The organism is Pseudoramibacter alactolyticus ATCC 23263, from assembly GCF_000185505.1.
Taxonomy (GTDB): domain Bacteria; phylum Bacillota; class Clostridia; order Eubacteriales; family Eubacteriaceae; genus Pseudoramibacter; species Pseudoramibacter alactolyticus.
The window spans coordinates 1,606,592-1,626,912 of the sequence record NZ_GL622359.1; the positions used below are offsets into that span (position 1 = coordinate 1,606,592).

Annotated in this window: 19 protein-coding genes and 1 tRNA gene; 5 read left to right on the top strand and 15 right to left on the bottom strand. The window is 55.8% G+C overall.

Features of this window, described 5'->3' with window-relative positions:
- Positions 1–3: 3 nt before the first annotated feature.
- From HMPREF0721_RS07690 to HMPREF0721_RS07700, 3 genes are all read left to right on the top strand, one after another.
- Complete coding sequence (locus HMPREF0721_RS07690; protein WP_006599109.1) at positions 4–1,683, top strand: ribulokinase; 1,680 nt, start codon at positions 4–6, stop codon at positions 1,681–1,683.
- A 230-nt stretch (positions 1,684–1,913) separates the two neighbouring features.
- Entirely contained in the window at positions 1,914–3,059 is a 1,146-nt protein-coding gene (locus HMPREF0721_RS07695; RefSeq protein WP_006599111.1) for an acyl-CoA dehydrogenase family protein, read from the top strand.
- A 161-nt stretch (positions 3,060–3,220) separates the two neighbouring features.
- Positions 3,221–3,601, top strand: a complete 381-nt coding sequence (locus HMPREF0721_RS07700) for a hypothetical protein (RefSeq protein WP_040639989.1) — start codon at positions 3,221–3,223, stop codon at positions 3,599–3,601.
- Between the two features lie 259 nt (positions 3,602–3,860).
- Here the strand turns inward: HMPREF0721_RS07700 and HMPREF0721_RS07705 are convergent, their stop codons facing one another.
- From HMPREF0721_RS07705 to HMPREF0721_RS07750, 11 genes are all read right to left on the bottom strand, one after another.
- A complete protein-coding gene (locus HMPREF0721_RS07705; RefSeq protein ID WP_006599113.1) occupies positions 3,861–5,432 on the bottom strand; it encodes an FGGY-family carbohydrate kinase in 1,572 nt (523 codons plus the stop codon).
- 71 nt (positions 5,433–5,503) lie between these two features.
- A complete protein-coding gene (locus HMPREF0721_RS07710; protein ID WP_006599114.1) occupies positions 5,504–5,944 on the bottom strand; it encodes an RpiB/LacA/LacB family sugar-phosphate isomerase in 441 nt (146 codons plus the stop codon).
- A 141-nt stretch (positions 5,945–6,085) separates the two neighbouring features.
- Positions 6,086–6,340 (bottom strand): hypothetical protein, encoded by a 255-nt coding sequence (locus HMPREF0721_RS12115; RefSeq protein WP_169310227.1) that lies wholly within the window; start codon positions 6,338–6,340, stop codon positions 6,086–6,088.
- A 15-nt stretch (positions 6,341–6,355) separates the two neighbouring features.
- Positions 6,356–8,092, bottom strand: a complete 1,737-nt coding sequence (locus HMPREF0721_RS07720) for an ABC transporter ATP-binding protein (protein ID WP_040639990.1) — start codon at positions 8,090–8,092, stop codon at positions 6,356–6,358.
- Positions 8,085–9,887 carry an ABC transporter ATP-binding protein gene (locus HMPREF0721_RS07725; RefSeq protein WP_006599118.1) on the bottom strand — a complete coding sequence of 601 codons (1,803 nt, stop codon included), beginning with the start codon at positions 9,885–9,887 and terminating at the stop codon, positions 8,085–8,087. The genes HMPREF0721_RS07720 and HMPREF0721_RS07725 overlap by 8 nt, the downstream gene beginning before the upstream one ends.
- A complete protein-coding gene (locus HMPREF0721_RS07730) occupies positions 9,877–10,920 on the bottom strand; it encodes a helix-turn-helix domain-containing protein (RefSeq protein ID WP_006599119.1) in 1,044 nt (347 codons plus the stop codon). The genes HMPREF0721_RS07725 and HMPREF0721_RS07730 overlap by 11 nt, the downstream gene beginning before the upstream one ends.
- A complete protein-coding gene (locus tag HMPREF0721_RS07735) occupies positions 10,904–12,379 on the bottom strand; it encodes an ABC transporter ATP-binding protein (protein ID WP_006599120.1) in 1,476 nt (491 codons plus the stop codon). Before HMPREF0721_RS07735 ends, HMPREF0721_RS07730 begins: the two co-directional genes overlap by 17 nt.
- Positions 12,373–13,080: an energy-coupling factor transporter transmembrane component T gene (locus HMPREF0721_RS07740; protein ID WP_006599121.1), complete on the bottom strand. Its 708-nt coding sequence runs from the start codon at positions 13,078–13,080 to the stop codon at positions 12,373–12,375. The genes HMPREF0721_RS07735 and HMPREF0721_RS07740 overlap by 7 nt, the downstream gene beginning before the upstream one ends.
- Entirely contained in the window at positions 13,080–13,667 is a 588-nt protein-coding gene (locus HMPREF0721_RS07745; RefSeq protein ID WP_006599122.1) for an MptD family putative ECF transporter S component, read from the bottom strand. Before HMPREF0721_RS07745 ends, HMPREF0721_RS07740 begins: the two co-directional genes overlap by 1 nt.
- Positions 13,668–14,176: 509 nt before the next feature.
- Positions 14,177–14,377: a hypothetical protein gene (locus HMPREF0721_RS11865; RefSeq protein WP_006599123.1), complete on the bottom strand. Its 201-nt coding sequence runs from the start codon at positions 14,375–14,377 to the stop codon at positions 14,177–14,179.
- Between the two features lie 76 nt (positions 14,378–14,453).
- A complete protein-coding gene (locus HMPREF0721_RS07750) occupies positions 14,454–15,041 on the bottom strand; it encodes a DJ-1/PfpI family protein (RefSeq protein ID WP_006599124.1) in 588 nt (195 codons plus the stop codon).
- A 172-nt stretch (positions 15,042–15,213) separates the two neighbouring features.
- On the opposite strand from HMPREF0721_RS07750, the gene HMPREF0721_RS07755 reads away from it, so the two are divergent.
- Positions 15,214–15,702, top strand: coding sequence for a ferritin (locus HMPREF0721_RS07755; RefSeq protein WP_006599125.1), 489 nt, complete (start codon positions 15,214–15,216; stop codon positions 15,700–15,702).
- A gap of 101 nt (positions 15,703–15,803) precedes the next feature.
- Here the strand turns inward: HMPREF0721_RS07755 and HMPREF0721_RS07760 are convergent, their stop codons facing one another.
- The 3 genes from HMPREF0721_RS07760 to HMPREF0721_RS07770 all read right to left on the bottom strand — a co-directional run bounded on the left by HMPREF0721_RS07760 (position 15,804) and on the right by HMPREF0721_RS07770 (position 18,135).
- Positions 15,804–17,105, bottom strand: coding sequence for an FAD:protein FMN transferase (locus tag HMPREF0721_RS07760; protein ID WP_156788719.1), 1,302 nt, complete (start codon positions 17,103–17,105; stop codon positions 15,804–15,806).
- On the bottom strand, positions 16,999–17,856 hold the full coding sequence (locus HMPREF0721_RS07765) for a DNA-3-methyladenine glycosylase family protein (RefSeq protein WP_040639993.1): 858 nt from the start codon (positions 17,854–17,856) through the stop codon (positions 16,999–17,001). Before HMPREF0721_RS07765 ends, HMPREF0721_RS07760 begins: the two co-directional genes overlap by 107 nt.
- A 203-nt stretch (positions 17,857–18,059) precedes the next feature.
- A tRNA-Val gene (locus HMPREF0721_RS07770) sits at positions 18,060–18,135 on the bottom strand.
- Positions 18,136–18,310: 175 nt separating this feature from the next.
- Between HMPREF0721_RS07770 and trmB the strand changes: the two genes are divergently transcribed.
- The gene (gene trmB, locus HMPREF0721_RS07775; RefSeq protein ID WP_006599128.1) at positions 18,311–18,967 is read left to right on the top strand and encodes a tRNA (guanosine(46)-N7)-methyltransferase TrmB; all 657 of its coding nucleotides are present in this window, start codon (positions 18,311–18,313) and stop codon (positions 18,965–18,967) included.
- A 48-nt stretch (positions 18,968–19,015) separates the two neighbouring features.
- Here the strand turns inward: trmB and alr are convergent, their stop codons facing one another.
- Positions 19,016–20,296, bottom strand: coding sequence for an alanine racemase (alr, locus tag HMPREF0721_RS07780; RefSeq protein ID WP_006599129.1), 1,281 nt, complete (start codon positions 20,294–20,296; stop codon positions 19,016–19,018).
- Between the last annotated feature and the right edge of the window lie 25 nt (positions 20,297–20,321).

Here is a 20,321-nt window from a genome sequence, read left to right on the forward strand (position 1 = left end):
GTTATGGCAAAATACATTATTGGTGTCGACTTTGGCACCCTGTCCGCCCGGGCGATTCTGGTCGATGTGGCCACCGGCGAAGAGTGCAAAAACAGCGCGGTGCACGAATACCGCCACGCCGTCATGGAAACGACCCTACCCGACGGCACCCCCCTGCCCGTGGACTATGCCCTGCAGGATCCCCGGGACTACCGCGAATCCCTGGGCGCCGTCACCCGGGATGTCATGGTGCGCAACAACGTCCGGCCGGCGGACGTCATCGGCCTGGGCATCGACTTCACCGCCTGCACCGTGCTGCCCATCGACGCCGAAGGCGAACCCCTGTGCTACCGGGACAGATACAAAAGCGATCCCATGGCCTATGTGCAGCTGTGGAAGCACCACGGCGCCCAGGAATATGCCAACCGCCTGACGGAAGTGGCCGCCATCCGCGGCGAAACCTTCCTCGCGCGCTACGGCGGCAAGGCCTCCTCGGAAACCCTCTTTCCCCGGCTGTGGAAAATTTGCATGGAAGATCCCGAGCTTTATGCCGATATGGACGAATACGTCGAAGCCGGCGACTGGATCGTCGGCCAGATCACCGGGCGCTATCTGCGCAACTCCTGCGCGGCGGGCTACAAGGCGCTTTACAGCGCCAGCGAAGGTTATCCAAGCAAGGAATTCTTCGCCGCCCTCGACCCGGAATTTGAAAATGTGGTCGCCGAAAAGCTCAAAACGCCCGTGGCACCCATCGGCAGCAAGGCCGGCGAAATCAACGCAGCCGGCGCCAAGCTCACCGGGCTGAATGTCGGCACGGCTGTGGCCGTTCCCATCATCGACGCTCACTCCGGCGTGCCCGGCACCCTGAAAGAAGCCGCCGAAAATCAAATGGTGATGATCATGGGAACATCGGGCTGCCACATGCTGATCAGCAAGGAGGAACACGTGGTGCCCGGCTGCTTCGGCGTGGTGAAAGACGGGATGCTCCCCGGCTTTTACGGCTACGAATGCGGCCAAAGCGGCTTCGGCGATCACATGGATTGGTTCGTGAAAAACGGCGTGCCCGAGGCCTACGCCCAGGCGGCCCGCGATGCCGGCATGGACATTCAACAATACCTGACCGCCAAAGCTGAAAAGCTGACTCCCGGGGAAAGCGGCCTGCTCGCCCTCGACTGGTGGAACGGCAACCGATCGATCCTCGTGGACAACGACCTCACCGGCCTGATGCTCGGCCTGCGGCTGACCACCAAACCGGAAGAAATTTACCGCGCGCTGATCGAAGCCATCGCCTTTGGCTCCCGGGTCATTATCGATAACTTTGAAAAATCCGGCGTCGCCGTCGAAAAAGTCTTTGCCACCGGCGGCATCAGCCAGAAAAACCCGATGCTCATGCAGATTTTTGCCGACATCACAGACCGGCCCTACCGCATCGCCGGCAGCGAGTACGGCGGGGCTTTGGGCGCGGCGGTGCTCGGCTCCCTGGCGGCCGGCTCCGAACGCGGCGGCTACGACAATATTTTTGACGCCACCCGGGTCATGGCCAACCTCGCCGATGTGGAATACACGCCGATTCCGGAAAATGTCGCGGTCTACGACAAGCTCTACCGGGAATTCATCCGGCTCCACGACACCTTTGGCCGGGGCGACAACGACGTGATGAAACGCCTGAAAAAAATCCAGCTCGACGCAATCGCCGGGAAATAACGTCTTAAAAAATAAAAACCCAGTCCTTTAAATGACGCTGGGCTTTCCATTAATCTTTCAACTCTCCTCCTGCAGGAGAGTTTTTTTTATTTCCTCAAACCATCCCCAAAAAACTTTTTAAACCATTTGACTCTCCGGCCGCTGGAGCCGTTACTTTAAATTTAACGGACTGAAAAGCACGCGCATCCGCCGTTGCGGGCATCAGCAAAACCAAAGGAGAGTGGAAAACAATGAGTGTAATTCTAACAGAAGACGAAAAAATGATTGTGGAATTGGCCGCGGACTTCGCCAAACAGGCCATCGCTCCCACCGCCGACGAGATGGAAGCGGCCGGCAAGATCCCGAAGGCCGTCATCGCGCAGATGGCGGAGCTCGGCTTTATGGGCATCAATATCCCCGAGGCCTACGGCGGCATCGGCATGGGCGAAGAAGTGAAGGCGCTGGTGATCGAAGAGATCGCCAAGGCGGACGCCAGCGTGGCCGAGCTGCTTTCGGTGCACACCTTAAGTTCCGACATCATCAACCGGCACGGCACCGAAGAACAAAAAGAAAAATATCTGGCCCGGGCCTGCAGCGGCCAGGTGGGCGCTTTCGCGCTGACGGAGCCCGGGGCCGGATCTGACGCGGCCGCCGCCAAAACCAAGGCCGTCCCCGACGGCGACGATTACGTGATCAACGGCACGAAATGCTTTATCAGCAACATGGGCAAAGACGAAGGGGATTATGTGATCCTCATCGCGCTGACCGATCCGGAAAAGAAAACCCGCGGCATGTCCGCCATTATCGTGGACCGGGGCACGCCGGGCTTTAGCGTCGGCAAGGCCGAGGACAAAATGGGCCTGCGCGCCGCGCCGGTTTCTGAGCTCATCTTTGAAGACTGCCGTGTGCCCAAAACGCAGCTGCTCGGCGAAGCGGGCAAGGGCTTCGGTCTTGCCATGGCCGGCCTTGACGGCGGGCGCATCGGAATGGCCGCCCAAGCCGTCGGCCTGGCGGAAGGCGCCCTGACTGCCGCCGTTCAATACGCCGGCGAACGGGTGCAGTTCGGCAAGCCCATCAGCGCGAATCAGGGCATCCAGTGGTATCTGGCGGACATGGCCACCCGGACCGAAGCGGCCAAACTGCTCACGCTCAACGCGGCCAAGCTGCGGGAGGCCGGCCTGCCGGTGAGCAAGGAAGCCGCCATGGCCAAATATTACGCATCGGAAGCGGCGGTTTATGTGGCCGATAAAGCGCTTCAGATCCACGGCGGCTATGGTTACATGAAGGATTATGCCATCGAGCGGGTTTATCGCGACGCGCGCATCATTCCCCTTTATGAGGGCACTTCCGAAGTGCAGAAGATGGTTATCTCCCGCGCGGTGATCGCCGGCCGATAAGCCCGCTGCCGCCGGCCGATACGCACATGGCCGCCGCGTCCCGCCGGCGGACGGTTACCGCCAGGGCGGGCTTCAGGCGCGCTTTTCGATTTTGGGATATCATGAACCCAAACCAACGTGGCGCGCCCATTTTGAAGCGCCCATTGAAACAGGAGGCGCTTATGAAAAAAATCTTTCTTTGGATCGCAGGCATTCTGGCCGCCTGCGCATTGATCGTTACGGCCACCATCCTGATTGATATCCGGCAATACGGCGCCGGGAAAGTCCATCTCAGGCAGGTAATGGCGGTTAACCTGCGCCACAACACGCTTCTCCTTGAAAAACACGGCCAGAAAGAACTATTCCTGACCGATCACGACTGGACCGGCGACGAGGTTCTGAAGCGCGGATGCAAAGAAGTGGATCGCATGGGATCAATGGGATTTTATGTTACCCCGGATGGAACAAAATTCACGGTGCTCGACACGGATGAATGGTGTCCCTGGTTTCGCTTGCATCGCATTGAAGGCATTTCGCTGAAGCAGCTTGGACTCGGATCATAGCCTGCATGATAAAATAGCAAAAAACGTCTTCAAGAAATTGAAACCGTCTGCCATCATATCCGTCCATTCAACCCATCAAAGGTCAAGACGCACAAAGGCCATAACGTCAAAAACTGTGTTCTCCACCACCAAACCGGAAATGGCCTTGCAAAAGTCTCTCATCAAAAAGAGATCTCTTATAAAACAATTTTCGCTTGTTAATTTCAGGCGCTAAAAAAGGCATTGCCGAATGGCAATGCCTTTTAAAATGGGGGTTTTATCAATCTTCTTTTTCAGTTGCTTTGGCATTGGTGTGATCCACCGTCTTGTGGACAATTTCGCGCATCTGCGGCCAGGTCTCCATGTAGCGTTCCATATAGAACTGATATTCTTTGTGATTTTCCATATTCGGGCGATAGGTCTTGTCGATGCGGACCATGGTCTTCGCCGCTTCTTCAAAGGAATCGAAGAGACCTGCACCCACGCCGGCAATAATGGCGTCGCCCAGGCAGCCGGCACTCTGGTTTTCCACGGTAGTGTGCATCGGCACGCCGATGATATCCGCGTGCATCTGCATCCAAAAGTCCGAGGTCGCGATGCCCCCGCAGGCATAAATTTCGTTCACATCGTAGCCGGCTTCATTCATGCTGACGATGCAATGGTTGGCCCCGTAAGCCACCCCTTCGTACACGGCACGGGCCATGTCCGACGTGGAGGTCCCGATAGAAAGCCCCCAGAACATGCCGCGGGCTTTGGAGTCCGAATACGGAGCGCGGTTTCCCTGAAAATAGTCCATCATCACGACGCCGCCGGAACCGATGGGCGATTCCTTGGCTTTTTCGGTGATATAGTCATAAATATTCATGTCACGGCTCACAGCCTCTTCCAGCCAGGAGCCCGGCACCAGGTTGTTTTTAAACCAGGTGAGAATCGCGCCGGCCGCCGTCTGGCCGCCTTCGAGCAGACTCGTGCCGTCATACATACAGTCGGGATACGTCCCGTTAACGCCGTCCACGTGGAAATCCTCCTTTGAAAGGCCGAGCAGACAGGTGGATGTCCCGCCGATGAGGGTCATGCCGTTGGGCAGCACCCCGCCGACACCGAACATGCAGGCGTTGCAGTCCGCCGTCCCTTCGACGACGACGGTATCGGTGGACAGGCCAAAGGCCTTGGCCGCTTTTTCCGAAACGTGACCGACAATGTCCCCGACTTTGAGAATTTCCTCCGGCACTTTCTCAAGCACGTCATCCAAACCGACCGCGTTGAGCAGATCCACCGGGAAGCCGCCGTTCTTATCGTCATAATTCCAACGGAAGGCCGCCACCGACATCGACAGCGTTTTCTTATCGGTCAAAATCCAGTTCAGCCAGTCTTCAAATTCGAACATGGTTTTGGTCTTTTGCCAATTTTCCGGCTCGTTCTTTTTGACCCACATGTTCTTCGGAATCATGGTGTCGGCGCGAAAGCTCGGTTTATAGAACTTGGTCGCATCGTACTGGTCGCGGATTTCGTCGATTTCCGCCGCTTCACCGGCCGCACGAACGTCCATCCACAAAATCGGTTTGCGTACGGAATGGTCGTTTTCATCCAGATAGACCAACGTATTGGTGGTGGCATCACAGGTGATGGCAACAATCTCTTCCGGTGCAACGCCGGCCTTGCGGATACAGGCAGGAATCGCTTCTCCCAAAGCCATCAGCCATTCCTGATCGTCCTGTTCGGCCCAGCCGTTGTTCGGATAAGTGGTGCCGTATTCCTGGATATCGTAGGCGCGGTTGCGGCCCTGCAGATCAAACAGCGCAACGCGAACACTCCCGGTCCCGGCATCAATCCCCATTAAATACTTAGACATAATCTCTCCCTTTCTCCTTTTGGATTTAATTGGTAACAATGATGGATTCGCGGCCCCCGTGCCGCTGTGCTTTATTGCGCTTCGCTTTCGAAATCGACGATGCGCTGCACCTTGTTTTTGGAACGGCTTTCCGGATCAAAGGTACAGGACAGATATTCTTTAACCATGCATTTAGCCAGCTCAATGCCGACCACCTGGGCGCCCATCGTGATGATATTGGCGTGATTGGAGAGCTCGGCCCGCTGTGCCTGATAGACATCGTGGATGCAGGCCGCATAAGCGCCTTTGACCTTATTGGCCGCAATAGACACGCCGATCCCCGTACCGCAGACCACGATACCGCGATCAAATTCGCCGGCAGCCACGGCCTTGGCGCATTTAATCGCCACGTTGGCATAAATCGGATCGTCCGAACCGAAATCGGTCACTTCGTGGCCCAATTCCTTCACATAAGCCATCAGCTGTTCTTTAAAATCCGATGCATTCGGATCGCATCCAAAAACAATTTTCATTCGTAGCCTCCTGTTTTTGTTATCGCGGTTGATAATCCTTTACATCTTCTATTCTACCTTCGTGCTGAAATTGTGTCAATTTAATCCGATTTCTTTTCCATAATTTCAAAATCGCCGGATGAATATCCGATTTTACATTTTTTACAAAAATAATTTCCAAATCCCGCCCGGTCTCAATTTGGAGCATAATAAAAAGACCATTGGCACCTCAATGGTCTTTTTAATTGATTTTACTGCCAATCCGCTTATGCTGCGCGATGGCTCCGCGCACCTTGTTTTCGCGTTCAGTTTTTTCAATTTCTGACCGCTTCCGCCGCCGTATGACTTTTGATGATGCCGGAGCGATGTCTCAGCGGCCAAAGCAAGCGACTCCAAAGAACCGTTTGCTAAAATCACCGCGTTTTTCGTCGCTCACCCCAGCTTCCACCCCACGGCCTGCTCCCTTGCCGCCACAAAGCGACGGTAGATGCCGTCCTCTTGCATCAGGGTCTCGTGACGGCCGCGCTGCACAATACGCCCTTGATCCACCACCAGAATCTGATCTGCATGGCGCACGGTCTTCAGACGATGGGCAATCATCAGAATGGTCTTTTCCCGGGTGAGCGCCGCGACGGCGGCCATCAATTCCTTCTCGTTTTCCGGATCGACATTAGCCGTGGCCTCATCGAGAATAATGACGGGCGCGTCCTTCATGATGGCCCGGGCGATGGCAATGCGCTGGCGCTCTCCGCCGGAAAGGCTGGCGCCGCCCTCACCGACGACGGTCTCATAGCCGTTGGGCAATGCCATAATAAAATCGTGACAGCAGGCCGCCTTCGCCGCGGCAATCACCTGATCCATCGGCGCGTCAGGCTGACCGAAGCGGATGTTGCCCGCGATGGTGTCCCGGAACAAATAAACGCTTTGAAACACGAAGCTGAAATTTTCCATCAGACTGTCCATGCTGTAATCGCGCACATCCACGCGGTCGAGCGTAACGCTGCCGCTGTCGACGTCCCAAAAGCGGGCGATGAGATGACACAGCGTTGTCTTGCCGCCGCCGGAGGGACCGACGATGGCCGTCGTGGTCTTTTCGGGAATCGTCACGCTGATCCCGTCGATGATGGTCTGCTTATCATAGGCGAAGCGGATATCGTTCGCCGCGATGTCGTGGGTCGCCGGCGTGCGGTCCGCCCCGTCGATATCCATGGGTTCAAGATCCAAAATAGCCTGAGCCTTGTCCACACAGACATCCACATTGCGCAGCAGCGACGAATAATTGCCGGCACTTTCCAGACTCGCGTAAATCATAAAAGCGCAGATGAGCATCACGATGCAGACAAGCAGATCCATGGTGCCGCCCAGGTAAAAACGAATGGCCAGCACGCTCATGGCGACGCCGGTAAGCTTGGCAACGGCACTCTGCAGCGTTATATAGGGAATAAAGCGGAACTCGCAGGCCGTATTGACCGCGGCATTGTCGTCGATGGCGGCGTTGAGCCTGCGGCTCGCACGGCCGGTCAGCTGATAGCTTTTAACCTCCGCCATCCCCTGAATGTATTCGAGAACCTTGGTCACCAACTCTGTATCCGACGCGTTCTTCTTAGGCGCCATAACCTTGCCCTGGCGCTGCAGCAGCGCGTTGGCCCCAAAGAACACGGCGATGCCCGCCAACGTCACCAGGCCGATGCGCCAGTCGTAAAACAGAAGCATCAGCGCGATGAGCAGCGTGGTCAGAACGCCCTGGGTCGTCATCATCACCACGCGGGTCGCGATATTGGCCAGGGCCTCCATGGTGTTGGTCGTCACCGAGGTGATGGTGCCCAAACTGTTGTCATTAAAATAACCCATGGGCAGATAACGCAGATGCTCGGCGATTTCGATGCGCTTGTTGGCGCAGGTTTCATAGCCCGCCTCCGTCTGGAGCATGGTGGCCTTATTCTTAACCGCGGCCTGCCCGGAGATGCTCACCACCATGATGCCGAAGCCCGCAGCCACCGTCATAAGGCTCACCCGCCCTTCAAGCACCGCGCTGAGCATCACCGCCACCGCCGGAATCTTGAGCGCTTCAAAGAACGCCTGGATCACCCCGCAGGCAATGGACCTATGAAACTTGCGGCGATTCTTCTCGCCGCAGAATGCGAAAAACTTGCGAAAAATTTTAAGCATGGGCTCCGTCTCCTTCCTGATTGTCTCCGTCATCCAGCCGGTCGCGCACCGAAATGTGTGCCTCCCACATCTGACGATACAATCCGTTTTCGGCCAAAAGCTCGGCGTGGGTGCCGCTGCTGTCGAGCCGGCCGTCTTCGATGACGAAAATCTGATCGCTGTCGGCAATGGTGCTGAGCCTGTGGGCAATCACGATGAGGGTCTTGCCTTTCACGAGCCTTCCCACCGCCGCCTGAATCACCGCTTCGTTTTCCGGATCGGTGTAGGCCGTGGCCTCGTCGAGGATCACGATGGGCGCGTCCTTGAGCATGGCCCGGGCAATGGCGATGCGCTGGCGTTCTCCGCCGGAAAGCGCGCCGCCCGCGTCGCCGACCACGGTGTCGTAGCCGTGCTCAAGCCCCGTGATAAAGTCGTGACAGCCGCTGGCCTTGGCCACGGCGATCACCTCGTCATCCGTCGCGCCGACGCGTCCCATGCGGATATTCTCGCGGATGGTGTCGTTAAAAAGGAAATTGTCCTGCGACACATAGGCCACAAGCCGATGATAATCCGCCGGGGGAATGGCGCGGATATCCACCCCGCCGATGGCGATGCGCCCGCCGTCCACATCCCAAAGGGACGCGATGAGCTTGGCCAGCGTGGACTTGCCGGAGCCGGACGGCCCGACGATCGCGTTGACCGTGCCCGCAGCCATGGTCATGCTGATGCCGTGAAGCACTTCCGCGTCGTGATAGCCGAAGGTCACATCGGTGAGCACCACGTCCCGCCCGTCGAGCGGCGTGGTCAGCACCGCCGGCCGATGCTGCTCGTCCTGCTCGAGAATGGCGCTGACCTCGCCGACGATGGTGCCCATCTGGGCCAAATCGTCGCTGTAAGACAGCACGGTGATGAGCGGCGTCAGCGTGCCAAAGGACAGAATGATGATCAAAATAAAATCCGCCGGAGGAAGACTCCCCGCGTGAACGAGCAGTCCGCCCACGGGCAGAATCGCCACCAAAGACGCCGGCATAATGGCCATCGCTGCGGTGAAATAGCCGTTGCAGCGGCGCATCCAGTCCACAAAGCAGCTGGCCCCTTCCCGGGCAGCCACCACAAAACGATCGTAAGATTGCTCGGCCTTGCCGAAGGCCTTGATCACCTCGATGCCGCCGATGTATTCCACCGCCGTGTCGTTAAGCGCCTTGGTTTTATCCACCGTGTTTTTAAAATCGGCCTCATAGCCGCGCATCATCCCGGCGTAACAAATCAGTCCGACCGGGATCGTCAGCAGCGACGTCAGCCCCATGCGCCAGTCGATCACAAAGATCGCGACGGCCAGCACCAGCGGCGACACCAGATTCGCCGTGAACTCTGGCACGATGTGCGCCAGCACGGTTTCGATACTGTCGATGCGCTCGACCACCGTATTTTTCAGGCTGCCCGACGACAGATCCTGCACCGTGCCCAGGGGCAGGCGCGCCAGCTTGTCGCACACCCGCTTGCGCACTTCTCCCAGCACGGCAAAGGTCGTCTTATGAGACAGCGTGGTGGACAGCGCGTGACAAAGCACCCGCCCGATCCAAAACAGCGCCATGATGCCGCAAATCCGGCCGTACGCCGCGAAATCGCGGTTGCCGTCCATCAAAAGCCGCACGATGCGCGCGATGCACACGTAGGGCGCCAGCCCCAAAAGCACGCCCAAAACCGCCACAAGCACACTGGCAAGATAATGCCCGCGGTGCCCCGCGGCAAATTCTCCAAGCCATTGCCAGGTGCTTTTTCTCCGTTCGGCCGTTGCCTGTCGTTCATTCTTCAAGTGAATGTTCCCCTTTCTCCGCGAGCCCTTCTGCCGTCACGCTCTGCTTCATCAGGCGCAGCCGCTCCTGCTTGCGATAGGTCAGCGGGCTCACGCCATAAACTTTTTTAAACATGCTGCCGAATTTTGTCTGACTGGCATAGCCCACGGACGCCGCGATATCCGCCACCCTTTCCCGGGTGCCCGACAGCAGTTTGGCCGCCCGCTTCATCCGCTGCATTCGTTGATAGACCGCATAGCCGCAGCCGTAAACATTGCAGAAATAATTTTTCAGACTTGACGCACTGATGCCAAATCGCGCTGCCAGCTCTGCCGCCGGGTGGCGCACCTGCAGATCCGACACGATGATTTGCTGCACGGCCTTAGCAATTTCCACCTGGGTTTTGGGATAGTAAATCTTCCCCGCCTCCACCAATGCCGTCTCACGCTCGGCCAAGAGCAGCAGCCACTCCATGATCTTCACCGCGATGAGCTGCCGGCTTTTTCCCTGCGTCAGATAGTCCCGCAGCACCTTTGCCGTCCGGGCGAGCGGCACATCGGCCAGGTAAATGCGCGGCGCGTCAACCGACTCACAGCGTTCAAATAATTGCCGGGGCGCCGCGAAGGATTCCCCCAGCACCAAAAAGGCTCTTTGCCAATCGCCGTCCAGCCGGATTGCCAACTCGATCCCTTCGTAATCCGCCTCGGGATAATAGAAGCTTCCCGTCGATTTGCCGTTATCCACCACCAGTTCTCCGCCCGATAAATAGGTCGTCTCGCCGCTGCGCAGCGCCACTTCACAGCGGCCGCAAAAACAGTGGTTCACGGTGAGCGAAGGCGCGTCTGCCGCCTTGAATGTGAATCTGGGAATGCGCGTGCTGTGGATGTCAATATCAAAAATCCAGAAGCCCGGCGCCAAGGTCAATGCCCGAAGCAGGCCGGCCTCGCCGCCATCCCCCGGCAGCGGGATGAGCGCGGCTCCGGTCCGCCTGTCTTCGCGCACCCCGGGAAGTCGCAAAAGGGTGCGCGGATTTAAATCAATAGCCGCAGCCATCCACCGCCACCTTTCTGTCGCAGCAAACCTGCATCCACTCGGCATCATGGGTCGCCACGATAATGGTCTTCCCCATCGCCTTAAGCCGCGTCATCAAAGCCGCCATCTGGCGCATATGCCGATCATCCAAACCGCTGGTGGGCTCATCAAAGAGCAGGATTTCCCGCCCGGAAGCGATGGCGCAGGCCACTGCAAGACGCTGCTTTTGCCCGCCGGACAACGACATGGGATGCTTGTCGCGATACGGCAGGAGATCCACCGATTCCAGAATAGCCGCCGCGCGCTCATTCGGTGCAGACGCACGCGCCGGCAGTCCGAGGCACACTTCCTCCAGCACGCTTTCCGCAAAAAGCTGATGATCCGCGTCCTGCATGACCAGGAAAATCATCTGCTGCCGCTGACGCCGGCCGAAGGATCGGCCGCAGTAATGCATGACGCCCTTGCATCGCCGTTCCAAGCCGCACAAACAGTGCAGAAAGGTGGTCTTGCCCGCGCCATTGGCCCCAACCAGCGCCGTGATCTGTCCGACCGCAATGTGCAGCTCATTCACCGCCAGCACCGGCTTGCGGGCACTGTGGCGCCGTTCAAAAAATCCGCTTCGATAATCAAAATGAAAATTTTGAAGCGTCAGGCAGTTCTCTTCCGGCAGGACCGCCGGCAGCGCAACAGCCCGGGGCGAAATCAGCCGCATGGTCCGCAGACCGGCCGTCCCATCGCCGCCGGCCGCCAGGCGGTCGCAGGCCGCCCGGTCGAGTACCTGCACAATGCGCCCCGCCTCGAGCACCACCGCCCGGTCAATCAAATCCCAAAGATAAGCCAGGCGATGCTCCGCCGCCACAATGGTTTTGCCGGCGTCCCGCCAAATTTGAATCAAAGCGCGCAGCTGCATCGTCACCTCGAAATCCAAATTCGCCGAAGGCTCATCCAGCAGGATGACCGCCGGCCGGGCCACGTCCACCGAAGCACAGGCAATCTTTTGTTTTTCGCCCCCAGACAGATGAAAAATGTTGCGGTCGATCAGTTTCTCGATATGAAAGCGGGCGGTCGTCTCTTCGATGCGCTTTAAAATCTCGGCTTCAGCCATGCCCCGATTCTCGCAGGCAAACGCCAGCTCGCTGGTGGTGTCCACATTAAAAAACTGCGCCCGGGGATTTTGAAAAACCGTCCCCGACGCCGCCGCGATCTCATCCAGGCTCCTGCCGGCGAGGGATTCGCCGTTTACACGGATTGTTCCGGTCAGTCGCCCCGGATAATAATGGGGGATCAGCCCGTTGATCAACCGCAAAAGCGTCGTCTTGCCGCAGCCCGACGGGCCGGTCAGCAGCACGAATTCCCCCGGCTGAATCCTCAAGCTCACATGATCAAGCCGTCCGTCGCCGTCTCTTTCCGGGATCGGCGCCTCGAGCAGCGCCGCGCTTTCCGAAGCATATTCAAAACAAACATCCTCCAGCGTTACCATAAAGCCACCCCCAGCGCACTGAGCAGCCAACAGCCGAAGGCCGCCGCACAGATGGCCAGCAGGATCCCATCCTGCAGATGAAAGCCGATGCGGCAGATATTCGTCCGCGGGCCGCCGGCACCCAAGCCGCGGATTAGCGCCGAGGCCGAAAGCTCATCGCCAATACGCAGGCAGCACATCAGCACTGGGATGATACGATATTCCAGCATCTTCACCGGGCCGGTGTTCCCCATGCGAAGGCCCCGCATGCGCATGGCGTTATTCACTGCAGTCACCTCTTCGCCGACGGTCGGAAAGAAGCGAAACATCACCGAGAGCGGGATGGTGATGAGATCGGGAATGTGCAGCCTCGAGAGCGCAGCAATAAACGCGCTGACCGTGGTTGTCGTCACGGCATAAACCGCCATCAGCACGCAGGGAATAAGCCCCATCACAATGCCGTATAAAATGAAGCACAGCAGATAAACACCCCCGGAAAGGTACAGCCCCGCCAAACGCCACAGCCCCCAAACGCCAAAAAACACCACGACGCCGAAAAGCGCCTGGCGGATGCGGCGGGCCTGCAGCAAAAGCACCAGCGGAATGAGCGGCAGGATCACCAAAAACGGGCCGGCCGATGCACCGCCGGCCCCGCCCATCAGAAAGGTGGGCAGGGTAACCAGCAGCGCAAGCTTGGTTCTTGGATCTAAAAAGCGATTCATCAAACAATGCCCGCTTTAACAAAATGTTTTTTCATCAGTTTGACCCCGATCCATCCGCCGAGCAAGCCGAAAACAAAACAGCAAATCAAAAGCACCGGCGCTGTCCACAGCTGAAAAATGCTTTTTGCCGCGGCGATATAATCCGCTCCATAAGACGATTTCTCCCAGTACTGATCTGCCTTAAAGATCAACGGGATAAAGCTGCCAAATACCCAGCAGCTGAAAAAGCCGTAGCCGATGATATCTTTTTTGATACTTTGGTATCCTCCGCTTCTCACCACCCATTCGGCGATAAGGCCGACCACGATATTAAGCGGCATCGCATACCACCCCATGCCTGTAAGCATCAGGATGATCCCGAGCAAAATCTCCATGATAAGAATCATCCCGAATTTTTGTACTTTCGTAACAAAAAGCATCCACGGAATGCCGATACAAACCGGCATCAGAACACAATACAGCGGCATGAGAAAGGGAATAAACCCGATAAACGAAATCACCATTTCAATCACAAAAATAATGGCTGTAAAAAGGCCGACATGGATAAGATCTTTCCCCCCGATGCGGGTCGCTTTCCTTGATTCCATAATTCCTCAATTCCTCCTGTTAGGCTGTTAGGCGTTATCATGCACATTTCACATTCGTTAACAGCTTTATGTTAGCATCTTCTAACTCAAATGTCTATGCCCTTTTGCCTTTTTTAGTCCTTTTGACAATCAATTCCTGCCGAAAAGCGGCGCCTTTTTCAGGGTGCACTTACGCCCTTTGACCGCCCAAATGCGGCAGGCTCAAAAAAGACCCCTTCCGGGGTCTGGCATTCAGATATTTAGGCGGAGCACAGTGATGCCGACACCGCTATTATTTTTTAATCAGGACCCTCTCCATTAAATCATTGTTTGCCTTCCGCGGGAACAACACGCACTTGACGCGATAACCACTTTTTCACTTCACTTTCAATTAAAGAAGCTATTCAAAAATAAAATAATCCATTTCCGATTATCACAGGATCTTTGATCCATGCCGCTGACGTTTCATTCTTTTTTAATTGACGCCGATTGCGCATTGTTATACAATTATATTAAAATATTCTAATCAATTAACAACATAGGGAAACGTTCCCTGCAATAACGGCGACAAAGTTTATTCGGGAGCTCCACACCGCCATCAAATCGGGTTCCCATTTTTGGAGAGCAAAATGAATTGGAACAAATTTTTCAGAATAATTGGCATCGCCATCCTGACGCTGCTTGCCGTCATGCTTGTCCTTGCCATTATCGGCTTTATTAGCTACCATCATGTCCCTATCGCGTAGCCGGCGATGGCATTCATCCGTACAAAAAAGAAAACCACGCGTTACACGCGTGGTTTTTCTTTTAATGCTTCTTAAATCCGTCCGGATGTTGAATCTGCCGCTTCACCGCATCGCTTTTTTCCCTGCCGCAAAGCAGCGCTACCAGGGTCAATCCCAGGTCGACACAAAAGCCAAGGCCGATCCCGGTAACTACGGCCCCGTCCACCGTGATGCCCTCGCCCGTACAGACCGCGCCCAGAAGTTGTTCTTCAAAACCGGGATAACAGGTAGCCCGCTTTCCCTTTAACAATCCAAGACGCCCCAGAACACTGGGACCGGCACAGACCGCGCCCAGATATTTGCTTTCGGCCCCTTTGCTTTCCGCCGGAAAATTAACAAGCAAACGGCACAAATCCTGATGGGCATAAAGATGCTTCACGCCATCGCCGCCTCCCGGCAGGAACAGCAATTCGGCATCCGCCGCTGCATCTGCGTCAAACAAGGCGTCCGCCTCGATGCGCACCCCGTGAGAACCGGTAACCGTTTTATCCGGCATCACCGAAAAGGTGGTCACCGCCACGCCGCCGCGCCGCAGCAAATCCACAATCGTCAAACATTCCGTTTCTTCCATGCCGTCTGCCATGAAGACGGACGCTTTTTTCATCACCATTATTCTTTCCTTTCCTGTGTTCTTGACACAAATCTTAATTTTTCCGAAACTTCCAATTTTTTGTTTGCTTTTTTATTGTTTTCAATTGAATTTTTCATTTTTACTGTTATAATGAATCTAAATTAAAGCATTTGCTGTGCCCCCACAGCATTGCTCATAGGAGGATATTAACATGAAAAAAGAAATTTCTGCTTTATTAAATGAACAAATTACCAAAGAATTTTATTCCGCGTATCTTTACCTCGCCATCTCTGCTTACTATCAGGAAGCCGGGCTGACCGGCTTCGCGTCCTGGTATGAAGTGCAGGCCAAAGAAGAAGAAGAACACGCGATGAAGATTTACGGCTACCTGCACGACAACGGCGAAACCGTCGAACTCGGCGCGCTGGATGCGCCGAAAGTTTCTTTCAGCGACTTTGTCGAACCGGTGAAGGCGGCCCTCGAACACGAAGAATACATCACCGATGCCATCAACAACATCGTCGCCGCGGCGATCAAAGCCAATGATTACCGCACGGTCAGCTTCCTGCAGTGGTTCGTCGACGAACAGGCCGAAGAAGAAACCAACGCCAACGACATGCTCCAGGCTGTTGAATTCGTTCAGGACGACAAGGCCGCTCTCTTCAGCCTCAACAAAAGCGTAGGCAAACGCAACGACTAATATTCTGCCATCCAGCAAGCTTTATGCCATCAAAAAAGCAGCTCGCATAGCGAGCTGCTTTTTGTTTGCCAGCTTTTTACTCCCCGAATGAAGGCAACCAATCACTTGACTTTAATTTCCCGAACGGAAAACCCCGCGTTTTTTTGAAATGCCTTGATGGCGCCGGCCGTCACATAAACCCTTTGATTTTGGTCCACCAAAATCGCATCAAACATTTGGTGGTGCGCCCGCCAATAGGCAATCGCCTTGTCCTTGCCCATCACGAAAAGCGCGGTAGAGAGTGCATCGGCGGTGGTGCCGTCCTTGCAGACAATGGTCACCGAGGCAAGGCCGCTTTCCGCCGGATAACCGGTATTCGGATCGATGATGTGATGATATTTCCTGCCGGTGCTGTCCGTGATATAGCGTTCGTAGCTGCCGGATGTGATCACCGCGCAGCTTTTGGTCAGATTGAGAGTCCCCACCATTTTTTCCCGATTTTTCGGATTAGCAATGCCCACCCGCCAGGGCGAACCGTCGGGCTTTTGGCCATAAACCTGCACATTGCCGCCCAATTCCACCATCGCCGCCGTCACGCCATCCTTTTTCATGATGTCGATCAGACGCTGAGAGGTGTAGCCCTTGGCAATGCCGCCGAAATCAATCTGCATATCCGCCGGCAAATCGAGGGTTTTCGTCTTTGCATCGTAGCGAATTTTTGACGCGTCGACTTTGGTCAGCGTCTGAGCGATGGCCGACGACGACGGGATGTGCTTTACTTTGGTGCTCGTCTTCGGATCAGACTCATCATAAACCTCCGTAAAACCCCAAAGCTTCATGATGGGGTAAATCGAAATGTCAAAGGCGCCGTCGGTGCTGCGATAAATATCGAGCGCCTTTTGCATCAGCGTCGCCACATCGCCGGACACCACGCCCCCGCCGGCCGCATTGAGCTTCGACACTTCGCTGTCGCTGTTCCCCACGGAAAGCCGCGCGTCGATCCGGTGGATCTCCTTTTCACCGTCGTTTAATGCGCGGTCGCTCTTTTTGCCGTAAACGCGCAGATTCATAATAGTGGTCATCGCAATAACCTGCCTGGTCTTTGGTTCCTCCGAAGCCGTGCCCAAGCTGCAGCCGCAAAGCGTCATCCCCAAAACCACGCACAGCATCATCGCCGGCCATCTTCTTTTTCGCCGCGTTTGCCGCGTTTGATTAAAAATCTCGTTCATAGTCCCTTCGCTTTCTCTCCACACATCATTCACCGCCGCATCGCCGGACATCATGCGGTCCGCACGCAAAGCAACGCTGAATGCCGCATCAGTTTGAATGGGCTCGACTCGTCTGCCGTCTGGCGTAAAACAAATATTGCTGCATGACTCCGGCGTAGGGGGCATAGCGCGCCGGATCGAAGCCCGCTTTGCCATAGCCGTCCTTCAATGCGCGCTTCACCCAGACATCCACCGGAAAGGCATTCATCCGGTGAAAACCGAAGAGCATCACGCAGGCAGCCACCTTGACGCCGACGCCCTTAATCTGCATCAGCGCCGTTTCCAGGGAACCGTCATCCAACGCGTCAAGCGCCGCTGCGTCATGAGCTATCATCCACCGCGCCGCCGCCCGCACATAGGGCATGCGGTAACCCAGCGAACAATTGCCCACCCCCGTGTCCTGAAAGCTGCAGCGGTCGCTGCCCGTTTTGCGGCAATCGAGGGCCATCACCTGTGCCGGGCTGGGAAAAGCATATAGGGGCTCGCCCGCCGCTGCCCCAATCGAATCCCCAGCGGCCGCACACAGCTTTTCAACGCAGCTGCGAATCGCGGGAATGCTTTTGCGCTGGGAAATGATAAAGGTCACCAGCGTTTCCCAAGGATCCTGGCGCAAAATGCGGATGCCCCGGCCCAACCTCGCCGCAGCTTGCAAATAGGCATCACCGGGATCAATGCGATCGCGGATTGCCGCGTAATGCGTCGTCATGTCGAAATACTGCCGCCAGATGCTTCGATACGCTTCCTCTGGGCAATCAAGCGTCAGCCGATGCCCCTCCTGCCGTGCCGTCACTGCCCGGCGAAAGGCGCAGATGCGATACCCGCCGTCCGGCAGCGGATACCAGCGAAAGCATTGGCCGCTTTCCGCCATCTTATCGAGGTCAAAATCGTCGGTTAACGTTATCTGCATAGATGCACCTTCTTTCCCGCAGGCTTTAAATGTCATCGCATCAAAGCCTGAATGTTTTGGATGTCCGTCTTTTGGGGCGCCGTTTTTCTTTATAAATTGACGTTTTATTTTAAAATACAAGCTTTAAAGCCCATCTGTCAAGCGACTGGCAACGATTTTTTCGCATTAAAAAACCACCGACGCTGCGGTGGCGTGCATTCAAATGGTGATCCCTACAGGGCTCGAACCTGTGACCTCCACCACGTCAAGGTGGCGCTCTTCCAGCTGAGCTAAGGGATCGTTCTTGATTACTTGCCCATTATACACAAGGGCTCTTGCTTTGTAAAGCTCTTTTTGATTTTTTTCACCATCAACACAGCACATCCCGTTCAACAGTCTGATCCGTTCGCATTGGCAATACGCCGCCGGCCATGCTACAATGGCATCACGACCAAATAATGATTCAGGAGCCTTTATGCACATCAGACCAAAACCCTGGGCCCGGCCGGAGCTCGAGGCCAGCCCCATCTTTGTTCCCAGGCCTTGGGAAGAAAAAAATCATTGGCGCATGCGCTTCGCGCATCCCGAACGCCCGCTCTTTGGCGAGTTCGGCTGCGGCAAGGGACAATTCATGGCGCAAATGGCCGCCGCGCATCCGAAAACGAATTTCATTGCCGTCGATATGATCGACACGATGCTGGGCATGGCCCGGCGAAAAATTACCATCGCCCAAAATACCGAACGCCCCGACAACGTGCTGCTCACCGCCTGGGATGTCGAACGCATCGATCACATTTTCGGGCCGGGCGAGCACTTTGACGGCCTCTTTATCAATTTTTGCAATCCCTGGCCCAAACGGCAAAAGCATAAAAAACGACTGACCCATATCCGTCAGCTCGAAAAGTACAAGGTCTTTCTTGCAGCGCAGGCTGTCATTCATTTTAAAACGGACGACGACGGTTTGTTTGAAGACTCCCTTGGCTATTTCGCAGCGGCCGGTTTTGCAATTGCAGATATTCGCCGGGACCTCACCGCAGCTCCTATTGAAGATTATGCTGTTACAGAACACGAAGCCATGTTCAGCGCCAGGAGCATTCCGATTAAATATGTCAGGGCTGTTTTGAAAAAATAAGCCGAAAAAAATCTGCTGCATGATTGCAGCAGATTTTTATTTTTGATTCTACAACGCCCCGTAAAAGCCATCGTTTAAAATCTCCACCTCGAGGTGTGCGTCCCCCATAAAACGGTAAAGCCGCGGCACCCGTTTATTCACCATGCACACCAATTCATAATTGATGGTGCCCAGCTTTTCCGCCAGCTCCTCGACGGGCAGGTGTTCACCGAAAAGTTCCACCTCGTCAAACAACGCCGCTTCCGGCACGTCTGTCACATCGACCATGCATTGGTCCATGCAGATATTGCCGACCACCGGGGCCCGACGCCCATGGATCCACACCTCGGCCCCCTTGCCGGAGAGCATCCGCGTGTAGCCGTCGGCGTATCCCACCGCCAAGGTCGCGATCTTACGGTCGCCTTCGGCGATAAACCGCCGGCCATAGCCGCAGGAATCCCCGGCGTGCACCGTCTTCAAGTGGATGATCCGCGTTTTGAACGTCATTACCGGGCGCAGGGGAAGCTGTGCTTTCTTCACCTCGTCAGAGGGATAAAGCCCGTAAAGAATGATCCCCGGGCGCACCGCGTTAAACGCGGTCTTCCCGAAGTCGATGATGCTCGCCGAGTTCTCGACGTGCTTCAGCGGAATCTGAATGCCTCGAGCGTTCAATGCCCGGGTCACGTCCAGGTAGCGTTTCATCTGCAGTTGGGTAAAGGTCTTGTCCGCCTCGTCGGCCGTCGCAAAATGGGTGAACAACCCCAACAGATTGATGCCGGGCAGCTCGGCCATGGCCGCGATCGCCTCGGCCGCTTCATCCCAGCGAAAGCCAATGCGCCCCATGCCCGTGTCCACCTTCACATGCACGTTCACCACGACATCGTTTTTCACCGCGTATTCCGAAAGGGCCCGGGCAAAATCCAGAGAATCCACGGTGGGCTCGATATCCCACTCCACGATCTCCGGAATCTGATCCGTCAGCGTCACGCCAAGCAGCATGATGTCGCAGCGGTCGATACCTTTCTGCCGCAGGGCAATGGCCTCGTCCAGAAAAGCCACTGCCATGCGCCCAACCCCTTCATCCTGAAGGGTCTGCACCAACTCAATCCCATGGCCATAGGCGTCGGCCTTGACCACTGCGATAAGCGCCGCACCGGGGCCCACATGCTTTTGAATCGCGTGCAGATTGCTCACCACATTGTCCAGATTGATTTCTGCCCAGGTCGGGCGATGAGCCGGCACCGGCACCTTGATGCCCAGTTCGTCAAAATCAAATGCCTCTGCCACAAAAGCGGTCATGTCACTTTCATCCACAAAAAACCGATGGTTCTTTTCGCTTATTTCACTCATTGCAATTGTCTTTCCATTCCTCAAT